We start from the raw sequence: 17,886 nt of genomic DNA on the forward strand, positions 1-17,886 counted from the left end.
ATGGCCTACTTCCCTCCGACGTTGAGCGGCAGCGGCAGCCAGACGCGGGCGCAGCCGTCGATCTCGACGCAGTCAAGCACCGTCTCCACCATCTCGGACAGTTCTCCCGGGCCGCGCACCACGCGAAAGGTCACCCCGGTCGGGCCGACCACGGCCACACGGGCGAGGACGTCGCCGTCCCTGGCACGGGCGAATTGCATGCGGAGGTCATAGTCGGTCATGTCGATTCTCTCCCGGTTCATCAAGTCGCACGGCGATCAGCTCGAGGCCGACACCATCGTCTTCGAGCTCGAGCAACCTCGGGCCTCTGCCCAGGACGAGGGGATTCTCGCCACGCACCGCCGATGCGAGGCCTGGATTCCACACGACCTTCACGACGAACTTCTGCGCGCCGCCGGAGCGGCCGGGGCGAACCGTTCGGAAGCCATCCGCGCCGCCCTGCTTCTGGCCGTGCCCATGCTCATAGCCAACCCCCAGCTTATCCAGAGCCTACTGCGCGGCGCCCGCCCGCGCATCCGGGAGAGGTGATCGCAGGTGGCAGAAATGAAAGGAAAAACATGCTCTCCATGTCGGAATAGTTGCCTGCACTTCGGCAAGCCCGTCGACCCTCCGCAGCGTCGGTACTGCTGCACAGAATGCCGCAAGAAACACGAGGTGCAGGAGAGAACGTCCAGGAGGAGATACGGGGCGTCTGGGGGAAAGCGAGGACACCACCCTCGGCAGCGCAATGCCCCCCCCCTCACATGGAGCCCGGTGGCCGTTCGCGACCCATGGGAGAACGCCGGTCAGACAGGTCTCTACGGCGAGGTGGCGGCATGAAAGAGCCTCCCTACTTCACTCCGTCCGGGGCCTACTCGCCAACCAAGCACGTCCGCGTCCTCAAGGACACGGTTATCCGCCTCGAGCGCGACAAGGCAGCCCTCGCGCGCCGCGTCGCGGAGCTTGAGGGACATCTCGACAGGATCGCCGAGCGGTTCCCCATGGCTATGGCAGGGGAGGCGTAGGGCATGATCCAGGGAGGGTACATCCTCAAGGCACGCAAGACCCTGGAATCGGAGTTGATGGACAAGCCCCCGCTGTACTCCAAGCTCTGGGATTGGATGCTCCTGCGCGCCGAGTGGCGTGACGGGATGAAGCTCAAGCGAGGGCAGTTCCACACCACCATCGAAGAGATGCGCGATGCCATGTCGTGGCACGTCGGATACAGGCTTATCCGGCCGACAATTAAGGAAATTCGTTCTGCGTATGAGTGGTTCGCACGAAAGTCCGACGAAGGGCAAGCGAAGGGCACAATGATCGGCATCACGAAGGGCACTCGCGGGATGCTCATAACTGTATATAATTATGAACTTTATCAAGACCCAAAAAACTACGAAGGGCATAATGAAGGGCACAACGAAAAGTCTACGAAGGGCGAGTTGAGGGCACAGGATAGATTAAGAAGGGAAGAAGAGAAGAAGGAAGAAGAAGACCAAATGCATTGCGCATCTGGCGATGCGCAGCACGCGCAAACAGCAGCGCAAGTGGAATTCTTCCTCACGGCCAAGAAGCGGAAGCTGACCGGAAAGCGTCTGGCCTGGTTCGAGCGATTCTGGTCGGCCTTCAACTACAAGCGGGATAAACGGCGGGCGGCTGACGCCTGGATCGACATCCCGGAGCTCACGGATTCCATCTGCCAGCAAATCGTCACCGCGGCCGAGCGTGAGGCCGCCGAACGACCCGCGCTCATCGCCGCAGGCCGAACCCCCAAGATGGCCCAGGGATGGATCACCGGAAGGCGGTGGGAGGACGAGGAGAGCGAGCCCGTCCCCGGAGCCATTCCCATGGGCTCCGGTTCAACCACCCCGCCCATGACCCCCTACCAGCGCGAGCGCGAGGAGCAGCGGCAGATGGCCGCGCGCCTGCTCGAGTACGACGCCGCGCAGAAGAACGGCAATCAGCCGCCTGCAGAGGGAGAAATCGCATGCTGAACCAGATCACCGTCACGGCAGAGGTCGTGCGCCTCAACACGGTCTACCTCGCGCGCCTCCCCCAGGAGCAGATTGAGATCATCGCCGAGACGTGGTGGCGTGACCTGCGCCTGCACATCACGGACGACAACGTGCTGCGCGAGTGCATCTGCCTCGCCCGCCAGGCGTGCCGGACTTTCCCCAAGTCGGCCGACGTCTTGCGCGCCTACCGGGAGTCGTACAGGCCTCCCGAAAGAAAGGCCGTTGATCAGCATGCTGGGCGCTTCTGCGGTCCAGAGCGCTCGAGGAAGCACGCGGCCAACGTCATGGCCATCATCGGCGGCCGGCCTCTTCCGTACCCCGAGGTGGCCCCGGAGAAGTGGCGCGGGTGGCAGCCAAGCGGAGCGCCTGCGCATCCCGACGACGGCGGGCATGCGGTGCACCTGGGGAAGATCGCGCCAGAGACGCCGGGACAGGGCGCGGAGGATGCGGACGCGACGGACTGGGGACAGCGCACGCGCGGCACGCGGCACGACCCGAAGTGCCATCGGCAGGGCGAGTACCGCGGCCCGGGCAGCGAGATGCCCGAGGGAGGGAGCGCGGACAATGACTATGACGCCTATGCCCAGGCCATGGCGGCCGAGGGATGAACCATAACCGGAAGGAGAGAAAGACCATGAGAACCATCACGACGCATCACGTCCACGAGGGCGACCGGCAGCCTGTCATCACGGCACTCGGCGAGGTCGGCACGGGCGGCGCGGAGCAGGAGTACGAGATAATCTACCCGGGCAAGGATGGCCTGGACGAGATCGAGCATCTCGTCTTCGTCAGCCTCGACCACCCCGGCATCACCAACGAGGCCCTGCTCGCCATCGTCATCGACCGCCTCGAGGGTTTCCAGGCCGTGCCGTTCGCCTGTACCGAGAACGCGGCCGCGCTGGACCACGCCAGGATATGCCTCGGCGAGCTTCAGGCTCGCACGCGTCACCGCATGATGCGCGGCGTCGAGGGCAAGGCCGAGGCGTAGTCCACAACCGACAAGGAGAAGACCATGTCCGAGAACTACATCACGCGGTGGCACCGCGAGGACAGCTACCGTTCTTCCCAGGGGCGTCCTATCGTGAGCTGCCAGAAATGCAAGCACGCCCAGGCGAAGAAGGAGGGCGTGTACCAGACCATCCGGTGCGGTCTGCACAGCCGGACCAGGGTCAGCCCCATCTACACCTGCAACAAGGCCGAGGCCTGATCATATCCCCGGGGTGGGTGCATGCTCACCCCGGGACTCGGAGGAGCGCCATGGTCACGGCAGCAGAAGTACGAGAGGCGGGCGGGCTCGCTCAGTGGATGGCCAGGGAGGCGCGGCACGATGGGACGAAACAAGCAACGCAGGAGCACAGCATGCCCGGCATGATCATCGGCCTCATCCTCCCGTGGCCTCCCTCGGTCAACCACTACTGGCGCCGCGTGGTCATGGGGGGACGGGTAGCCACGCTCATCTCGAAGGCCGGACGCGAGTACAAGAAGGCCGTGGCCGTGGAAGTGGGCAAGCGGCTGCCCGCTCATTGCCGCTTGGCCGGACGTCTCGCCGTCGAGGTGGTCCTCGTGGCACCGGACCGCAGAGCGCGCGACATCGACAACAGCCTTAAGGCGTTGCTCGACGCCATGACCGAGGCCGGGGTGTGGCACGACGATTCGCAGATTGACCAGATCACCCTTGTGCGTGGCCCGGTCGCTTCTCCTGGGCAGGCCAGGGTCAGTGTGCGCGTGCTCGACGATCAACTGAGACTGGATGTGGCATGACCTGCGGAAGCTGCGGCGGGACGGAGTTCTGGCGCACGGCCGGAGGATCATGGGTGTGCAGAGCCTGCCATCCCCCGGTAGACGGCGCGGATGTGTGGGCACAGGGAATGAAAAACGGAGAGGGCGGAAATGGACGAGTTGAGACGACAGGAGATCATCGGAGCGCTGGCAGACAGGGCCGCGGTTGAAGAAGGCTTCGAGCCGCGCCCCTACCTCTGCCCGACGGGGCACTGTTCCATCGGCTACGGTTGCAACCTCGAGGCACATCGGGAGTTCATTCCGACCTCCCTGCGCCCGGTTACGGCGCATCTCACGGGGGAACCTCTGCGCGACGCCCTGCGCGAGGCTGGCATGGAGTGGGGAGAGACGCAGGCGCGAGACGTTCTGCGCTCCCAGGTAGAGGACGCGGTAGGAGAAATCCTGCGCCGCTGGCCCTGGTCAGAAACGCTCGACAACGCGCGCTTCCTCGTGCTGGCCGACATGGCTTTCAACATGGGTTCCGGAAAGCTCGCCGGGTTTCGACGGATGCTGGCTGCGGCCGAGAGAGGGGACTACCGCGCAGCGGCTGACGAGATGCTGGACAGCCTGTGGGCAAGCCAGGTCGGAGCGCGGGCGCGAGAACTGTCCGCACGCATGCGTAACGGGATATGGGCATGAGCACGGGGAAGGATGCCATACCGCGGCCGATCCGCATCCTCGTGGGGCACAGCGTCATCGGGGAAGAGTTCAAGGTCGGAAAAAAGACCCTGATCGCGTGGGAGGATGAGGGGGCTCCCATCGTGCGTGACGAGCGCAACGTCGCGAGGGCCGAGGCTGCGGAACTGTGGGCGTGGTACCGGGGGAGAAATCACCAAAGCGCCTGACACTGAAACCCTGTCAACCCCCTCCCTGGCTCTGCCCTGGCTCTGCCCTGGTTCTGCCCTGGCTCATCGTCGTGAAAACACCAGTGCTAACCTCCGTGGGAAAACGGAGGGCCAAGTATGGGCATCTACATCGTCATCGCCATCGTCCTGATTCTCTGCATCGTCGGCTGGTTCCTGCGCCGGAAGATCAAGGCCCGCGCGGTCGAGATCGAGGCCGACGTCAAGGCCAAGGGTGAGGAGATCAAGGCCCAGGCCCAGAAGACCGTGGCCGACATCCGCTCCAAGGTCACGGGGAAGTAGGGGCATGGACCCCATCACCATCATCACAGCGCTGGCCGGGATCGTTCCGACCATCACGCGCTGGATAGGCGGGGACAAGGCGGGGGAGGTGGCCGACAAGGCCGTCTCCATCGCCACATCGCTGACCGGAGAGCAGGATCCGGAGAAGGCCATCGCGCGCATCCAAGCCGAGGCTGACATCCAACTCCAGTTCCAACAGGCGTTCAACTCCTACTCCGCAGGACTTCAGGAACAGCTCACGCGCCGCCACGAGGCGGACATGAAGTCCGACTCCTGGCTGGCCAAGAACGTGCGCCCGCTCTGCCTCCTCGGCATCACCGTGGCGATCATGGTCGGCGTGTTCGCCACCGGTGTCCCCGAGGACAAGCTCCGTACGCTGACCGAGATGGGCGGGTGGGTTTACGGCTACTACTTCCTTGGCCGCAGCGCCTTCGACAAGGGCGCCGTGAAGCTCAACTTCGGCGGCAGGAAGGAGGCCGGGTAGCATGGCCGACGTGATCGACGATGCCCAGGCGGCAGAGTCGCTGGTCCTGGCCGAGGCCATGGCGCGGCGGCAGCGGATGATCGAGACGGACCACGAGGGACCGATGTGGGTGTCAGGAACGCCCCTCTGCCGCGAGTGCGGCGACGCCATCCCGCTCGACCGCATCATGGCCGTCCAGGGATGCAGCCGGTGCATACGCTGCCAGTCCATCCACGAGGAAGGCACGGAATGATCGCCGAAAGCTCGCTCCCCATCCTGCTCGTGTCCGTGCTCCTCAACGGTCTCCTGGCCATCGCCATCTGGGGGCTCAAGGCGACCCTCACGGGGCTGCGCGCCGACGTCAACGCCCTGCGCGAGACGCTGTGGGAGGACATGGCCAGAAAAAGCGAGCTGGCCGAGGCCAAGGCCGACATTTCCGCCCTCTACGACCGCCTCAATGCCCAGGCCGTGGCCTGCGCCAAGCAGCACGGGGCGAGGGACTGATCATGTCCCACAAGATCACCGAGGACACGCCCATGACCGCCGCGCAGGCGCGTTTCGTGAGCGAATACCTTGTGGACCTCAACGGGACGCAGGCCGCAATCCGCGCCGGGTACAGCGCGCGCCGCGCTGACCGCACGGCCGTGGACCTCCTCGCCAAGCCCAACGTCGCCAAGGCCGTACGCGAGGCCATGGCAGCCCGCCAGCAGCGCACCGAGGTGACGCAGGACATGGTGGTCGCAGAGCTCGCCCGCGTGGCGTTCGGCGACCCGCGCCGGGTCATGAAGTGGGGCCCGGGCGGCGTTGAACTCAAGGACAGCGAGAAGCTGACCGCAGACGAGGCGGCGCTCGTGTCCGAGGTCAGGGAAACGCGCACCAAGGAAGGCGGGTCGCTCGGCCTCAAGACCTGCGACAAGTTGAAGGCCCTCGAGCTCCTCGGACGACACCTGGCCATGTTCACCGACAAGGTCGACGCCAACGTCAAGGGCGAGCTCGACGTCAAGACCATGAGCGACGGCGAACTCTCGGGCGCATTCTGCGCGCTCGTGGGTTCCACGGTCGGGAGGCCGCAGTGATCGAGCTGATGGCCATGCCCGACGTCTCCCCGCAGGCGTTCGCCGCTCTGACCCGCGAGGAGCAGGAGCGCGCCTATGCCATGGTCAGGGAGATATCCAGGCGCAACAAGATGCGCAAGATCGCGACCATGTACCCGGACGAAGGACCGCTGCGGCGCGAGCTCTATCCGCGCCACATGGAATTTTTCAGCGCCGGGTCCATCTGCCGTCAGCGCCTCATGCTGGCCGCCAACCGCGTTGGCAAGACCGAGGGCGTGGGCGGCTACGAGATGGCCCTCCACCTGACCGGCCTCTACCCAGACTGGTGGGAGGGCCGCCGCTTCGTGCACACCGTGCGAGCCTGGGCCTGCGGCGACACGACAGAATCAGTGCGCGAAATCGTGCAGAAGAAGCTGCTCGGCGAGCCCGGTCAGGAGGGCACGGGCCTCATCCCCGGGGAGATGATCGTGCGCGTGGTGCGCCGTGGCGGGGCCGTGGCCGATGCCGTCGACGCCGTGCACGTGCGCCACGCCTCGGGCGGCGTCTCCATCTGCAAGTTCAAGTCCTACGACCAGAAGCGCCGGGCGTTTCAGGGCACGGAGCAGGACATCATCTGGCTCGACGAAGAGCCGCCCATGGACGTCTACGCCGAGTGCCTGATGCGCACCATGACCACGGACGGCCTCGTGCTCCTGACTTTCACCCCGCTCATGGGCCTCACGGACGTGGTCCTGCAGTTCATGCCAGACGGAAAGGTCCCGGAAGATCCTGCGCAGGAGGTGTCCTGATGCCTCTGGTCGCGCCCGGAAAGTACCTCGTCACCGCAACCTGGGACGACGTGCCGCATCTCTCGGCCGCGCAGAAGCGCGAACTCTGGGAGCAGACCCCGCCACATCTGCGCGAGGCGAGGGCGCGGGGCGTGCCGCAACTCGGCGCGGGCGCCATCTATCCGGTGCCCGAGACCGAGATCACGGTGGCGCCCTTCGAGATCCCGAACTACTGGCCGCGCGCCTACGGCCTGGACGTGGGCTGGAACCGAACAGCCGCAGTATGGGGCGCATGGGACCGGGATACCGGCGTCATCTACCTCTACGCCGAGCACTACCGGGGGCAGGCAGAGCCGGAGCTCCAAGCCCACGGCCTGCGCGCTCCTGGAGACTGGATTCCTGGGGTCATCGACCCTGCCAGCCGGGGCCGATCCCAGGCAGACGGCAGGAGGCTCATGGACATCTACCTCGGGCTCGGCCTCGACCTCGCGCCCGCCGACAACGCCGTGGAGGCGGGCATCTACCGCGTGTGGAGCCTCCTCTCCACCGGCAGGCTGAAGGTCTTTGCGAGTCTCGCCTCCTGGCTCGCGGAGTACCGCCTCTATCGCCGTGACGAGAACGGTCGGGTGGTCAAGGAGCGCGACCACCTCATGGATGCAACCCGCTACCTCGTCATGTCCGGAGAGGACGTGTCCAGGGTCAGGCCTGTCGGCGCAGAAGAGATGCCGCAACGCGCGCGTGGCGACTACGACATGTTCGGGGAGGACGATGCCCATGCGTGGGTCTGACGGCTACACCATCCTGCACGTCTGCGGCGAGTGCACGCAGCCGATCACGCGCCTCCTCTGGGACATGCTTGAGCGAGACGGTCTCGTGCCATCCGTCTTCTACGAGGGGGATATCCGCGACGCCGAGACCTTCGACGCGGCAATGCGTTCGCGGGCGCAGCTCTATGTCGGCTATCCAGGTGGCGGGGACTGGCTCCCGGCGGCCATGTCCTGGCTCACCGACCAGGCCGGGCGCGCCGTGCGCATCCACTTCTGCTTCTTCCGCCACGGCCGCCGCCACGCCCTGCCGCTGGCGCGCCTGTTCCTCGAGAGCCTGCTCGCATGGCCATGTCGCGATGGGCGTCCGCTCTATCAGACGGTCTACGGCATGCTCCCGGAATCCAATGCCCCGGCCTTGTCGTTCGGTCGGCGTCTCGGGTTCCAGACGCTCGGCGTGCTGCCTGGCGGCGCATGGATTGAGCACGCTGGCCGCACCGAGGGCCTGGCCGTCAACTACATCACCGCAGAACTCCTCAAGGAGGCGTCCCATGGGTAGCTTTTTCTCACCGCCGAAGGCAAAGGCACCGGCCGTGATCAGCACGCCGGCGCCTGCGCCCGAGGTCCCGACCGAAACTGACGGTCAGACAGAGGCCGAACGCACTGCCAGGTCCGACGCCAAGAAGGCAGCCGCGCAGGCGAGGGGTCGTGAATCGACCATCCTGACGGGAGCGCTCGGAGACACCTCGCAGGCCACCACGCAGAAGAAGACCCTGCTCGGGGAGTAGGAGGACGCATGTCCCTCACGCGCAAGCAGGTCCTGGACAAAGTCGCGGAACTGGAAGCCGCGCGGCAGTCCTGGGACGATCACTGGCAGGACGTCTCGGACTACGTGTGCCCTGACCGCGGAAGGTGGGCGGGAAGAGATCAGCCCGGTGACGGCGGCAAGCGCATGGGCAAGATCGTGGATTCCACGGCCACGCGCGCCCACCAGATCCTCGCCGCTGGGCTCATGGGCGGACTCACCAGCCCGGCAAAGCCGTGGTTCCGCCTGGGCGTGCGTGACGACGCCCTGCGCGAGGCGGACGGGGTCAGGGCATGGCTCTACGCAGTGGAGCAGGTCCTCTACGCAGAGCTCGCCCGGTCCAACTTCTACCAGTGCGCGCACGCGCTCTACCTCGAGCTCGGAGGATTCGCCTCGGCCTGCATGTTCTCCGAGGCCTCGGAAGAGCACGGGACCACCTGGGGCGCCAGGTTCCACACCTACACCGCGGGCGAGTTCTCCTGGGCCTGCGACCATCAGGGCCGTGTGAACACCGTGGCCGTGCGTCGCGAAATGACGCTCAGGCAGATCGCGGACAAGTGGGGCGAGGAGAAGCTCCCCCCGAAGATGCGCGAAAAGCTGAAGGACAGCGGGGGAAAGAAGGGATCGGGAGGAGACGAGAAGGTCGAGGTTGTTCGGCTCGTCCTGCCGCGTGCCGATGCCTCTCCCGGGAAGATCGGGTCGCGGAACATGCCGTGGGCACTGTACTCGGTGATCTCCACCGGAGCCGATGACGATGACGAAGACCTCCTCGAGGAGTCCGGGTTCAACGAGTTTCCATTCCTCTGCCCGCGGTGGGACGTGACCGGTTCCGAGAAATACGGCCGCGGCCCGGGCATGACCGTGCTGCCCGACGTGAAGATGCTGCAGGAGATGGCCAAGGGGCGGCTGCAGGCCGTGCACCTGGGGCTTCGGCCGCCCATGCGCGTGCCCTCGAAGTTCGCCAAGAGGCTGAACCTCGTGCCGGGCGGGCAGAACTATGTGAACCCGCAGCAGGCCGACGGCCTGGCTCCTCTCTACGAGGCGCGCGTGTCCATCGCCGAGGTCACGGCCGTGATCGAGGACGTGCGCAACCAGATCCGTTCCGGGTTTTTCAACGACCTCTTCCTGATGATCTCGAGCATGGAGCGCTCCGGCGTCACGGCCACGGAGATCATGGAGAAGCAGGCCGAGAAGCTGCTCATGCTCGGTCCCATCGTGGAGCGGCTGCAGTCCGAGTTTCTGGGCATGCTCATCATCAGGCTTTACCGCTTGATGGAGCGCCAGGGACGTATCCCCAGGCAGCCTCGCGCGGTCGCGACCTACGCAGTGCAGGGCGGCGAGCTCGTCATCGAGTACGTGTCCATGCTCTCGCAGGCGCAGAAGCTCTCGGGAGCGCAGTCCATCACACAGCTTGTCGCCGTGTCCAGCCAGGTGGCGCAGACAACGGGGCATCCGGAGATCATGGACAAGATCGACCTCGATCAGGCCGTGGACGACCTCGCGGACATCATGGGCACGCCGGCAGACCTCGTGCGTTCCGACGGTGCCGTGGCCGATATCAGGCAGTCCCGCGAGCAGCAGGCGCAGCAGGCCGCCGCTATGCAGCAGGGCATGGCCGCTGTGCAGGCCGCTCGCGACCTTTCCGGAGCGAACATGGAGGGGCGCAATGCCCTCACAGAACTGCGCGACTCCGTCATGCAGGGAGGGCCGCAGTGAGCACGACGGTCGAAAAGCGCTGCACCTGCGGCGTCTGCCGAGAGGTCTGGACCACGTCCGAGGCCATGAACCGTCTCCGGTGCCCGCGCTGCGGTCAGACCAAGGACATCAAGGTCGTCATCCGCGAGCCTCTGGGGCTGAGCGGGGCGACGGCCGCCGACTGGAGTTTCAAGCATGGCTGATATCGACACCGAGCTGAAGATCATGGGTGAGGTCTTGGGGCTCGACGTGTTCGGGGGCGAGGACGAATGGACCGGAGACATGGACCCGCAGGAGGCGCCGCACTTCGCGCGCTACCTCGAGGACCTGCGTGCGGTCATGTCCACCCCCGAGGGCCTGCGCGTGCTCTGGCACTGGCGTGGGCAGGCGACTCCAGCGCCCATTTTCGTGACCGGGGCGCAGGTCTACGCCAACGCGGCCCTGGCCGACTACGCCAGGTCCCGCGAGGCCGAGATGTCCATGGCCGCGCCCGGGCTCTACCTCAAGCTCATGGCCGTTGCCGCGCGGGAGGCCGCGCAGGAGGCGGCGAGAACCCTCAAGGGAAGGAGATCGTAGATGGAACTCGAAAACACCCCGGCCGCGCCGTCGCAGGCACCCACCGGAAACGGCGGTCAGGGAGATGCGGTTGGGACTCCGCCTGCCGCGCCCGCGTCAGAGGCCCAGGGCGCCACGCCCTCCACCCCCACGCCGCAGGGAGACAAGCCCCAGGGAAGCAGCGCTTCCCCCGACGGCAAGAGTTCTCCCGCGCCTGCGTTCAACAGCAGCCTCCTGGGGGATGGGCAGCCCCAGGGAGACGGCACCACGCCTGCGAAGCCCGGAGAATCCGAAGCGCAGGACTGGCACGCCAGCCTGCCCGAGGACCTTCGCGTCAGTCCGCACCTCAAGGACGTGAAGGACGTGGCCGAACTCGCCAGGGTCGTGCACGACCAGCGGGAGGCGTGGGGCTCCCCCGTGTCCAAGGCCGAGGACCTGGCCCTGAACCTGCCCGAAGGCATGGAGGCCGACGCGCTCGCCCTGGAGAGCTTCAAACAGTTCGCCGTGGCCGAGAATCTGCCCTCCGGTCTGGTCCAGAAGCTCGCCGAGTGGCAGATGCGCGCGGACACGGAATCGTGGAATGCGCAGATGGATGTCTGCCGGGAAGAGTTGCGCAAGGCCTGGCCCGGCAAGACCTACGAGGAGAACGCCGCCAAAAGCTTCGCGGGCATGGAGAAGCTGGAAGCCAAGTTCCCCGGCATCTCGCAGGCCCTCTCGTCCAGCCGCGCGTTCCTCTCCCCGGCCCTGCACAAGATGCTGGCGTGGTTCGAAGGGGCCACCAACGAAGCCAGCTTCGGCGGCGGGGACGATTCCCCCGCCGGAGACGAGAAGCCCATGACCAACGAGCAATGGGTCACGTCCGCCCTCAAAAAGGCGGCCCTGTCCGACACCTAAACCAAAGCAAGGAGAGAGCGCATGAGCTCCACCACCCTGAAGGACCTCGCCGTCAACGAGGCCAAGAAGCAGGCCAAGCAGATCGACACCCTGACCGAGAAGGCCCCCATCCTGGACGTCATTCCCTTCTCCGCGGCGAGCCACGGCCTGTGGAACGCCTACGAGGACATGACGAACATCGTGGGCGCCGGGTTCGTGGACATGAACGCCGCGCTGCCGAGCGTGAGCGCCGATTCCGACCTGAAGAAGGTCGACCTCGGCATCATGGGCGGCGAGATCGAGGTGCCCGAGGACAAGGCCCGCATGTTCGGCGGCAAGGAGAAGTACTTCGCCAAGAAGATGGATGCCATCCTGCGCGCCTCGGGCATGAGCGCGGAGAAGGCGATCCTCTACAACAACTTCCGCCAGTTCGCCATCGACAAGGGCAAGGCCGTCGGCGCGAGCGCCACCGCGAACTGCTATTCCATCCTGGCCGTGCGCTTCGAGCCCGAGGTCACCTGCGGTCTCTACAGCCCCGAGGGGTTCGCGATGCGCAACGGCCTGCTGGACCTGATGCCCATCAACAACGGCGGCCTGTACAAGAACTCCTCGGGCGTCCTGGTCTACGGCATGCGGCTCAAGGGCTACTTCGGCGTCCAGATCGCCGACCCGCGCACCGTGGCCGCCATCGTCAACATCGATTCCACCCATGTCCCGACGCCCGCGCAGATCGACGACATCCTCGCCAACGTCCGCGCCGACAGCCGCGACACGAAGCTCTTCATGCACATGCGCTGCAAGAACTTCCTCAACAAGTACAAGGGCGGCGACGGGACCACGCCCGGCGTGGGCAGCCTGCAGACCATGCCCGCCAGCAAGGACCTGGACCGCACCTTCGATGCCTGGAACGGCATCCCCATCGTCACGTCCTACAACTTCCTCGACGGCACCGAGTCCGCTGTGACCCTGTCCTAGTCGGCAGGCGAGGAGAAGGAGAACTACATGTACAAGAACTACCTCAAGCAGTCCGGCGAATATCTGGCCGCGGCCCAGGTCCTGCCTCTCAACACCAACGCCGACGGCAACGGCGGGGCCAAGGAGTTCAACGGTTCCATGGGCGGCGTCGAGATCGCCGTTCTCGCGAACATCGACATCTCCATCGCGACCACCAAGTCCATCACCGTCACCGTGCTCGACAGCGCCGACAACGTGACCTTCACGGCCGTGTCCGCGCGGACCAAGACCGCCGGCGCGAGCGCCATGACCTTCAAGGCGGGCGACCCGGTCATGTTCGTCGGCCTGCCGAGCGACCTGCGCAAGTACTCCAAGGTCAACATCGCGACCACGGACACCGGCGCCGTGGGCAAGGTCGACGTCGTCCTGAACTTCCTGCCCCACTAACCCCAAAGCCCGGGCCGCGCTCGCCCTTCCTGGCGCGGACCGGGCAACACGGAGAACGACATGAAGATGCATACCTACCACGTGCAGGATGATTGCACCGATTCGTCCGGTCGCCTGCACCTCAAGGGCAGCAAGCGCGAGCTCCCGGAGGGCATCAAGGTCCCCCCGCAGTTCCAGCGCGTAGGAACTCGCGACCTCGATCCCAAGTCCGAAAACGAGCAGGCCGTGTCCAAGAAGCTCGACCTGCGCCGCCAGATGGCCGACCTCGGCATGACCGAGGACGCCATGCCCGATCTCGCCACGGACGTGAAGACCCATGAGCGCTTCCTCGCCCTGGCGAAGATGGCTGCGCAGTCCGGGAACACCCCGCCCCGAGCGACCGAGGACGACGACAGGGCCGCCCTGATCGAGCAGGCCCGTTCTCTGGGGATGAACCCGCACCCCAACACCGGCGTCGCCAAGCTCAAGGAGATGATCGCCTCGGCCACGCCCCAGAACCCGGCCCCGTCCGGCCAGGCCACGGAGTAAACCATGGGCGCGCTCAGCGTCGTCGGCATCTGCAACATGGCGCTCACATCCATCGGGGAGGAGGTCATCAGTTCGCTCGACCAGAACACCAAAGCGGCTTCCCTGTGCGCCGTGCACTACGACACGGCGCGCCGCGAGACGCTTGAGGCGCACGAGTGGAACTTCGCGACTCGGTACCAGGCCCTGGCCATGATGCCGAGTTCCCCGACGTCTCGGTGGGCCTATGCCTTCAAGGTCCCCTCCGATTGCGTCAAGGCCCGGTCCATAGCCGACGACATGAGCGCTCCATTCGAGGTCGCGGGCGACCTCCTTCTGACCGACCAGCCATCGGTCACGCTCATCTACACCACCAACGTCACCGACGTTTCCCTGTTCACGGGCCGCTTCTCCCGAACACTCTCATTCCTGCTGGCCTCGCTTCTGGCCGTGCCCATGTCGCAGAGCGAGAGCAAGAGCCAGCGCATGCTGAGCATGTACGTCAACTGGCTGGCCATGGCCGAGGAGGTGGATGCCACCGAGGGTGAGCCGGAGGAGCCGGAGACGTCGGAATGGATCCGGGTGAGGACAACGTAAGATGAGCGCGTACCTGACACAGGCTTCGTTCAACGCCGGGGAGCTTTCGCCGCTCATGGCCGGTCGCGTGGACCAGGAGCGCCGCGGCTCTGGCTGCGCCGTGCTCCTGAACTTCAACGTCTGGCCTCAGGGCCCGGCGTTCCGCAGGCCTGGCATGCGCTTCATCTTCGAGTGCGCGAATCCGGCCGTCGCCTCGCATCTCGTGCGCTTCGAGTTTTCCGTCAGCGCTGGCCAGACCTACATGCTCGAGTTTTACCTCAACGCCTCCGGACAGGGGAAAATGCGGGTTCATCTGGGAGGTGACAGCCCCGGGCCCGTCCTGTCCGGAGGCATCCCCTACGAGATCGACATCCCCTACACGAGCATGGACGACATCCGGGCGCTGCGCTTCTGCCAGAGCGCGGACGTGATGTACATCACGCATCCGGCGTATGCCCCTCAAAAGCTTTCGCGCCTCGGGCACACAAATTGGACCATCGCCAGCGTGGTGTTCGGTCCATCCATCTCGGCTCCTACTGGCGGTTCAGTGGTCCCGCAGGGAACGACTGGAAGCACGACCTACACCTACGTGGTCACCGCCGTGAAGGACGAGACGGATGAGGAATCGGTCCCCTCGTCCGAGAAAACGACGGCGAGTGGTAACGCCACCCTCTCGGGCACGAACTTCAACCGTGTCACCTGGGCGGCCGTCTCCGGGGCCAAGGAGTACAACGTCTACCGCGAGAAGAATGGTGTCTTCGGCTGGATCGGCGTGGCTGAAGGGACGACGTACGATGACAAGGGGGAGAAGACTCCGGACACCGACGACACGGCCCCGAAGTTCCGTAATCCGTTCAGCGGATCGGGGGACAAACCGAAGGCCGCGCAGTTCTTCGAGCAACGCCTGATGTTTGCTCGATCCAACAACGCACCGCAAAAAATCTGGGGATCGCAGAGCGCGAACTACGAGAATTTCAACGTCTCCAATCCCCTCAAGGACGATGACGCTGTGACTTACGACATCGCAGCGGACAATTTGAACGAGATCGTCTGGCTGGCGACAGTGCAGCGCAAGCTGCTGATCGGCACGGTGGGGGCAGAATGGACGATGTCAGGATCCGGAGGCGACCCGCTGACACCGTCCTCGGTCGAGACATCGCGCGAGACGGTGCACGGCAGCGCGGATATAGCCCCTCTGCCGACGGCGAACGCCATTCTGTTCGTTCAGCGGCCGGGGAACGTAGTCAGGGAGCTCATGTACACCCTGGACACCGACGGCTACATGGCCACCGACCTGTCTGTCCTGGCCGAGCACATGCTCCACGACAGGCGCATCGCATCCTGGGTCTGGCAGCAGTCTCCCGCCTACACGGTGTGGATGGCCTGCGACGACGGAACGCTGCTCAGCATGGCCTACATCCGCGACCAGAAAGTGGTGGGTTGGTCGCGCCACGAGACGTCCGGTACCGTGGCCTGCGTTGCATCCATCCCCGGGCTGCGCGAGGACGAAGTGTGGTTCGTCGTCGGACGCGTGGTCGGAGGGGAGACCCGCTACTATCTCGAGCGGCTGGACGAGGTGTTCCGGGGGGGCCACGCCGAAGATGCATTCTTCGTCGATTCCGGCCTGTCCGCGAACGCATGGAACATGGACGGGGAATTGTCCATGAGCCTCGCGGCAGAGTCCTGGACGCACGGTGAGGCTGCCACGCTCAGCGCCATCGGTCATTCACCGTTCACCTCCGAAGACGTCGGCCGCAGATACCGCCTGCGCTCCTCGCTCGCGACAGGAGACATGGACCCGGGAACCGCATGCGAGGTCGAGATCACGACCTTCACGGCAGCTGGAGAGGTGGGGGTAAGGCTCCTCACCGATGTCCCTGGAGCCTTGCAAGGCGTTGCAACCTCCCATTGGGCCAAGCTCTCGACTTTCATTTCCGGTCTTGACCACCTTCAAGGAAGGTCCGTGCAGGTCTTGGCGGACGGGATGGTCCAACCGGAGGTCACGGTGGGCGATTCCTCTTCCGTGTCCTGGGCGAGCAGGGAATGGGCCTCAGGCGAGATTGAGTTGCAGCGACCGGCGGCCATCGTGCACGCCGGGATCGGCTACGTCTCGGACCTGCAGACCATGCAGCCTGAGACGCAGGACCAGATCGGAAGCACCATCGGCCGCACCCGTCGCATCAACGCGGTCAACGTGCGCATGCTCAAGACCCTGGGATTGCAGGTTGGGCCGGACGAGGCACACCTCCAAGACGTCATGTTCCGGACGTCGGACATGGACATGGGGGCAGCCGTCGACCTCTTCACGGGTGATAAGCGCGTGCCCTTCAACGGTGGGAGCGGGCGCGGTCTGTCCGTCTTGGTTCGCCAGGACAGCCCCTTGCCCATGACCATTCTGGCCATCACCATGCAACTGCAGGTCGAATCATGAAGATCGTCACCTTCGACATCGCGCAGTGGTCGGGTCAGGAAGCGCGGCGCAGTCTGCTTTCCGACGCCATGCCCGACTACTGGAACAGGGTCGAGGCTCAGGCGGCAATGGGCCCGGCCTTCAGCTTGCTTGACGACCGCGACGAGCTCGTGGCCTCCGGAGGGGTGGTCATCCCCTGGCGAGGCGTGGGGGAGGCCTGGACGCTCTGCACACCGCGCGTGCAGCGGTACGTCCTCAGCTACTGCCATGCCGTCAGGAGATTCCTCGGCGTCGTCGAAGAGAAAGAACATCTGCACCGCGTGCAGGCCATCATCCCGTCCGGTGACGAATCCCTGGCCAGATGGATGCAGCACGTGGGCCTGGACTACGAGGCGACCCTCGAAGCCTACGGCCCGACGGGCGATGACGTCGACCTTTACGCGCGCGTGAGGAGGAGGACAGCATGACCGGTCTCATCGTTGCCGGGCTGGCCCTGAGCACCGTCGGCACTGTCGCTCAGTTCCAGGCGCAGCAGGCCCAGGCATCCGCCCTGAAACAGCAGGGCGAGTACACGCGCCAGATCTACGAGTACAACGCGAGTCTCAAGCGACAGCAGGCCGGACTTGCCAAGCAACTCGCGGAGAAGAACGCCAGGGGCCAGGAAGAGCAGGGCATGATCGACATCGGACATATTCGCGCCGGCATGGCCGCATCCGGGGTCGACGTCAACACCGACGACGGAAGCCCGCTCGATCTCATCGGCCAGGCCGCCGCCGACCGTGCTTCCTTGGCCGAGTACGAACGCTGGTCGGGGGATGAGCAGGCTTGGGAGCTCCTGACCGGGGCGACGCTGGACGAGAGCCAGGGACGGTTGGCGGAATGGGAGGCGAGCCAGCAGGCAAAGGCGACTCGATCCGCGGCGTACGGTTCCCTCTTCGCGGGCATCGGGTCGACCGCGCTGTCTGGCGTCACGGCGTACAGCAAGGGTCTTCTGAACTTTGGAACCACAGACCTGGGGATCACGACCGGAACGTCGGCCACGTCCATGGGCGGCAGGTCCGCTCAGGAGATGATCGGCGGGTACGCATAGGGAGGTCGCATGT

At 65.5% G+C, this 17,886-nt stretch carries 30 protein-coding genes; 29 read left to right on the forward strand and 1 reads right to left on the reverse strand.

Features of this window, described 5'->3' with window-relative positions:
• Positions 1–5: 5 nt before the first annotated feature.
• On the reverse strand, positions 6–221 hold the full coding sequence (locus DSX2_RS07145; RefSeq protein ID WP_035041209.1) for a hypothetical protein: 216 nt from the start codon (positions 219–221) through the stop codon (positions 6–8).
• Between DSX2_RS07145 and DSX2_RS07150 the strand changes: the two genes are divergently transcribed.
• From DSX2_RS07150 to DSX2_RS07295, 29 genes are all read left to right on the forward strand, one after another.
• On the forward strand, positions 220–528 hold the full coding sequence (locus DSX2_RS07150) for a hypothetical protein (RefSeq protein ID WP_020880498.1): 309 nt from the start codon (positions 220–222) through the stop codon (positions 526–528). The two genes, DSX2_RS07145 and DSX2_RS07150, sit on opposite strands and share 2 nt — an antisense overlap.
• Before the next feature lie 287 nt (positions 529–815).
• Positions 816–1,004 carry a hypothetical protein gene (locus tag DSX2_RS07160; RefSeq protein WP_020880499.1) on the forward strand — a complete coding sequence of 63 codons (189 nt, stop codon included), beginning with the start codon at positions 816–818 and terminating at the stop codon, positions 1,002–1,004.
• Positions 1,005–1,007: 3 nt separating this feature from the next.
• Positions 1,008–1,970: a hypothetical protein gene (locus DSX2_RS17535; protein WP_020880500.1), complete on the forward strand. Its 963-nt coding sequence runs from the start codon at positions 1,008–1,010 to the stop codon at positions 1,968–1,970.
• Positions 1,964–2,599, forward strand: a complete 636-nt coding sequence (locus tag DSX2_RS07170) for a hypothetical protein (RefSeq protein ID WP_020880501.1) — start codon at positions 1,964–1,966, stop codon at positions 2,597–2,599. Before DSX2_RS17535 ends, DSX2_RS07170 begins: the two co-directional genes overlap by 7 nt.
• Before the next feature lie 26 nt (positions 2,600–2,625).
• Positions 2,626–2,979: a hypothetical protein gene (locus DSX2_RS17540; RefSeq protein ID WP_020880502.1), complete on the forward strand. Its 354-nt coding sequence runs from the start codon at positions 2,626–2,628 to the stop codon at positions 2,977–2,979.
• 24 nt (positions 2,980–3,003) lie between these two features.
• Positions 3,004–3,198, forward strand: coding sequence for a hypothetical protein (locus tag DSX2_RS07180; RefSeq protein ID WP_020880503.1), 195 nt, complete (start codon positions 3,004–3,006; stop codon positions 3,196–3,198).
• A gap of 152 nt (positions 3,199–3,350) precedes the next feature.
• Complete coding sequence (locus DSX2_RS07185) at positions 3,351–3,752, forward strand: RusA family crossover junction endodeoxyribonuclease (protein ID WP_020880504.1); 402 nt, start codon at positions 3,351–3,353, stop codon at positions 3,750–3,752.
• A gap of 129 nt (positions 3,753–3,881) precedes the next feature.
• Positions 3,882–4,409, forward strand: coding sequence for a glycoside hydrolase family 24 (locus DSX2_RS07190; RefSeq protein WP_020880505.1), 528 nt, complete (start codon positions 3,882–3,884; stop codon positions 4,407–4,409).
• Positions 4,406–4,615, forward strand: a complete 210-nt coding sequence (locus DSX2_RS07195) for a hypothetical protein (protein ID WP_020880506.1) — start codon at positions 4,406–4,408, stop codon at positions 4,613–4,615. Before DSX2_RS07190 ends, DSX2_RS07195 begins: the two co-directional genes overlap by 4 nt.
• A 117-nt stretch (positions 4,616–4,732) precedes the next feature.
• Complete coding sequence (locus DSX2_RS07200) at positions 4,733–4,915, forward strand: hypothetical protein (protein WP_020880507.1); 183 nt, start codon at positions 4,733–4,735, stop codon at positions 4,913–4,915.
• 4 nt (positions 4,916–4,919) lie between these two features.
• Positions 4,920–5,399 carry a hypothetical protein gene (locus DSX2_RS07205; protein WP_020880508.1) on the forward strand — a complete coding sequence of 160 codons (480 nt, stop codon included), beginning with the start codon at positions 4,920–4,922 and terminating at the stop codon, positions 5,397–5,399.
• 1 nt (position 5,400) lies between these two features.
• Entirely contained in the window at positions 5,401–5,631 is a 231-nt protein-coding gene (locus tag DSX2_RS07210) for a TraR/DksA C4-type zinc finger protein (protein ID WP_020880509.1), read from the forward strand.
• Positions 5,628–5,882, forward strand: coding sequence for a hypothetical protein (locus DSX2_RS07215; protein ID WP_020880510.1), 255 nt, complete (start codon positions 5,628–5,630; stop codon positions 5,880–5,882). The genes DSX2_RS07210 and DSX2_RS07215 overlap by 4 nt, the downstream gene beginning before the upstream one ends.
• Positions 5,883–5,884: 2 nt before the next feature.
• Positions 5,885–6,454: a terminase small subunit gene (locus tag DSX2_RS07220; RefSeq protein WP_020880511.1), complete on the forward strand. Its 570-nt coding sequence runs from the start codon at positions 5,885–5,887 to the stop codon at positions 6,452–6,454.
• Positions 6,451–7,221, forward strand: coding sequence for a terminase family protein (locus DSX2_RS07225; protein ID WP_020880512.1), 771 nt, complete (start codon positions 6,451–6,453; stop codon positions 7,219–7,221). The genes DSX2_RS07220 and DSX2_RS07225 overlap by 4 nt, the downstream gene beginning before the upstream one ends.
• The gene (locus DSX2_RS07230; RefSeq protein ID WP_020880513.1) at positions 7,221–7,988 is read left to right on the forward strand and encodes a phage DNA packaging protein GP2; all 768 of its coding nucleotides are present in this window, start codon (positions 7,221–7,223) and stop codon (positions 7,986–7,988) included. Before DSX2_RS07225 ends, DSX2_RS07230 begins: the two co-directional genes overlap by 1 nt.
• Positions 7,975–8,523, forward strand: coding sequence for a hypothetical protein (locus tag DSX2_RS07235; RefSeq protein WP_020880514.1), 549 nt, complete (start codon positions 7,975–7,977; stop codon positions 8,521–8,523). The genes DSX2_RS07230 and DSX2_RS07235 overlap by 14 nt, the downstream gene beginning before the upstream one ends.
• 34 nt (positions 8,524–8,557) lie before the next feature.
• Positions 8,558–8,752, forward strand: coding sequence for a hypothetical protein (locus DSX2_RS07240; RefSeq protein ID WP_152512871.1), 195 nt, complete (start codon positions 8,558–8,560; stop codon positions 8,750–8,752).
• Positions 8,753–8,760: 8 nt separating this feature from the next.
• Entirely contained in the window at positions 8,761–10,485 is a 1,725-nt protein-coding gene (locus tag DSX2_RS07245) for a portal protein (RefSeq protein WP_020880516.1), read from the forward strand.
• The gene (locus tag DSX2_RS07250; RefSeq protein WP_020880517.1) at positions 10,482–10,667 is read left to right on the forward strand and encodes a hypothetical protein; all 186 of its coding nucleotides are present in this window, start codon (positions 10,482–10,484) and stop codon (positions 10,665–10,667) included. Before DSX2_RS07245 ends, DSX2_RS07250 begins: the two co-directional genes overlap by 4 nt.
• Positions 10,660–11,040: a hypothetical protein gene (locus tag DSX2_RS07255; RefSeq protein ID WP_020880518.1), complete on the forward strand. Its 381-nt coding sequence runs from the start codon at positions 10,660–10,662 to the stop codon at positions 11,038–11,040. Before DSX2_RS07250 ends, DSX2_RS07255 begins: the two co-directional genes overlap by 8 nt.
• Positions 11,041–11,913, forward strand: coding sequence for a hypothetical protein (locus DSX2_RS18275; protein ID WP_020880519.1), 873 nt, complete (start codon positions 11,041–11,043; stop codon positions 11,911–11,913).
• A 21-nt stretch (positions 11,914–11,934) separates the two neighbouring features.
• The gene (locus DSX2_RS07265; protein WP_020880520.1) at positions 11,935–12,867 is read left to right on the forward strand and encodes a major capsid protein; all 933 of its coding nucleotides are present in this window, start codon (positions 11,935–11,937) and stop codon (positions 12,865–12,867) included.
• 27 nt (positions 12,868–12,894) lie between these two features.
• The gene (locus DSX2_RS07270) at positions 12,895–13,293 is read left to right on the forward strand and encodes a hypothetical protein (protein WP_020880521.1); all 399 of its coding nucleotides are present in this window, start codon (positions 12,895–12,897) and stop codon (positions 13,291–13,293) included.
• Between the two features lie 60 nt (positions 13,294–13,353).
• On the forward strand, positions 13,354–13,821 hold the full coding sequence (locus DSX2_RS07275; RefSeq protein WP_020880522.1) for a hypothetical protein: 468 nt from the start codon (positions 13,354–13,356) through the stop codon (positions 13,819–13,821).
• 3 nt (positions 13,822–13,824) lie between these two features.
• The gene (locus DSX2_RS07280) at positions 13,825–14,394 is read left to right on the forward strand and encodes a hypothetical protein (RefSeq protein WP_020880523.1); all 570 of its coding nucleotides are present in this window, start codon (positions 13,825–13,827) and stop codon (positions 14,392–14,394) included.
• A gap of 1 nt (position 14,395) precedes the next feature.
• Positions 14,396–16,804 carry a hypothetical protein gene (locus tag DSX2_RS07285; protein WP_020880524.1) on the forward strand — a complete coding sequence of 803 codons (2,409 nt, stop codon included), beginning with the start codon at positions 14,396–14,398 and terminating at the stop codon, positions 16,802–16,804.
• Positions 16,801–17,250 carry a hypothetical protein gene (locus tag DSX2_RS07290; RefSeq protein WP_020880525.1) on the forward strand — a complete coding sequence of 150 codons (450 nt, stop codon included), beginning with the start codon at positions 16,801–16,803 and terminating at the stop codon, positions 17,248–17,250. Before DSX2_RS07285 ends, DSX2_RS07290 begins: the two co-directional genes overlap by 4 nt.
• The gene (locus DSX2_RS07295) at positions 17,247–17,873 is read left to right on the forward strand and encodes a hypothetical protein (protein ID WP_020880526.1); all 627 of its coding nucleotides are present in this window, start codon (positions 17,247–17,249) and stop codon (positions 17,871–17,873) included. The genes DSX2_RS07290 and DSX2_RS07295 overlap by 4 nt, the downstream gene beginning before the upstream one ends.
• The last annotated feature ends 13 nt before the right edge of the window (positions 17,874–17,886 follow it).

The sequence above is a fragment of the Desulfovibrio sp. X2 genome (assembly GCF_000422205.1).
GTDB lineage: Bacteria > Desulfobacterota > Desulfovibrionia > Desulfovibrionales > Desulfovibrionaceae > Alkalidesulfovibrio.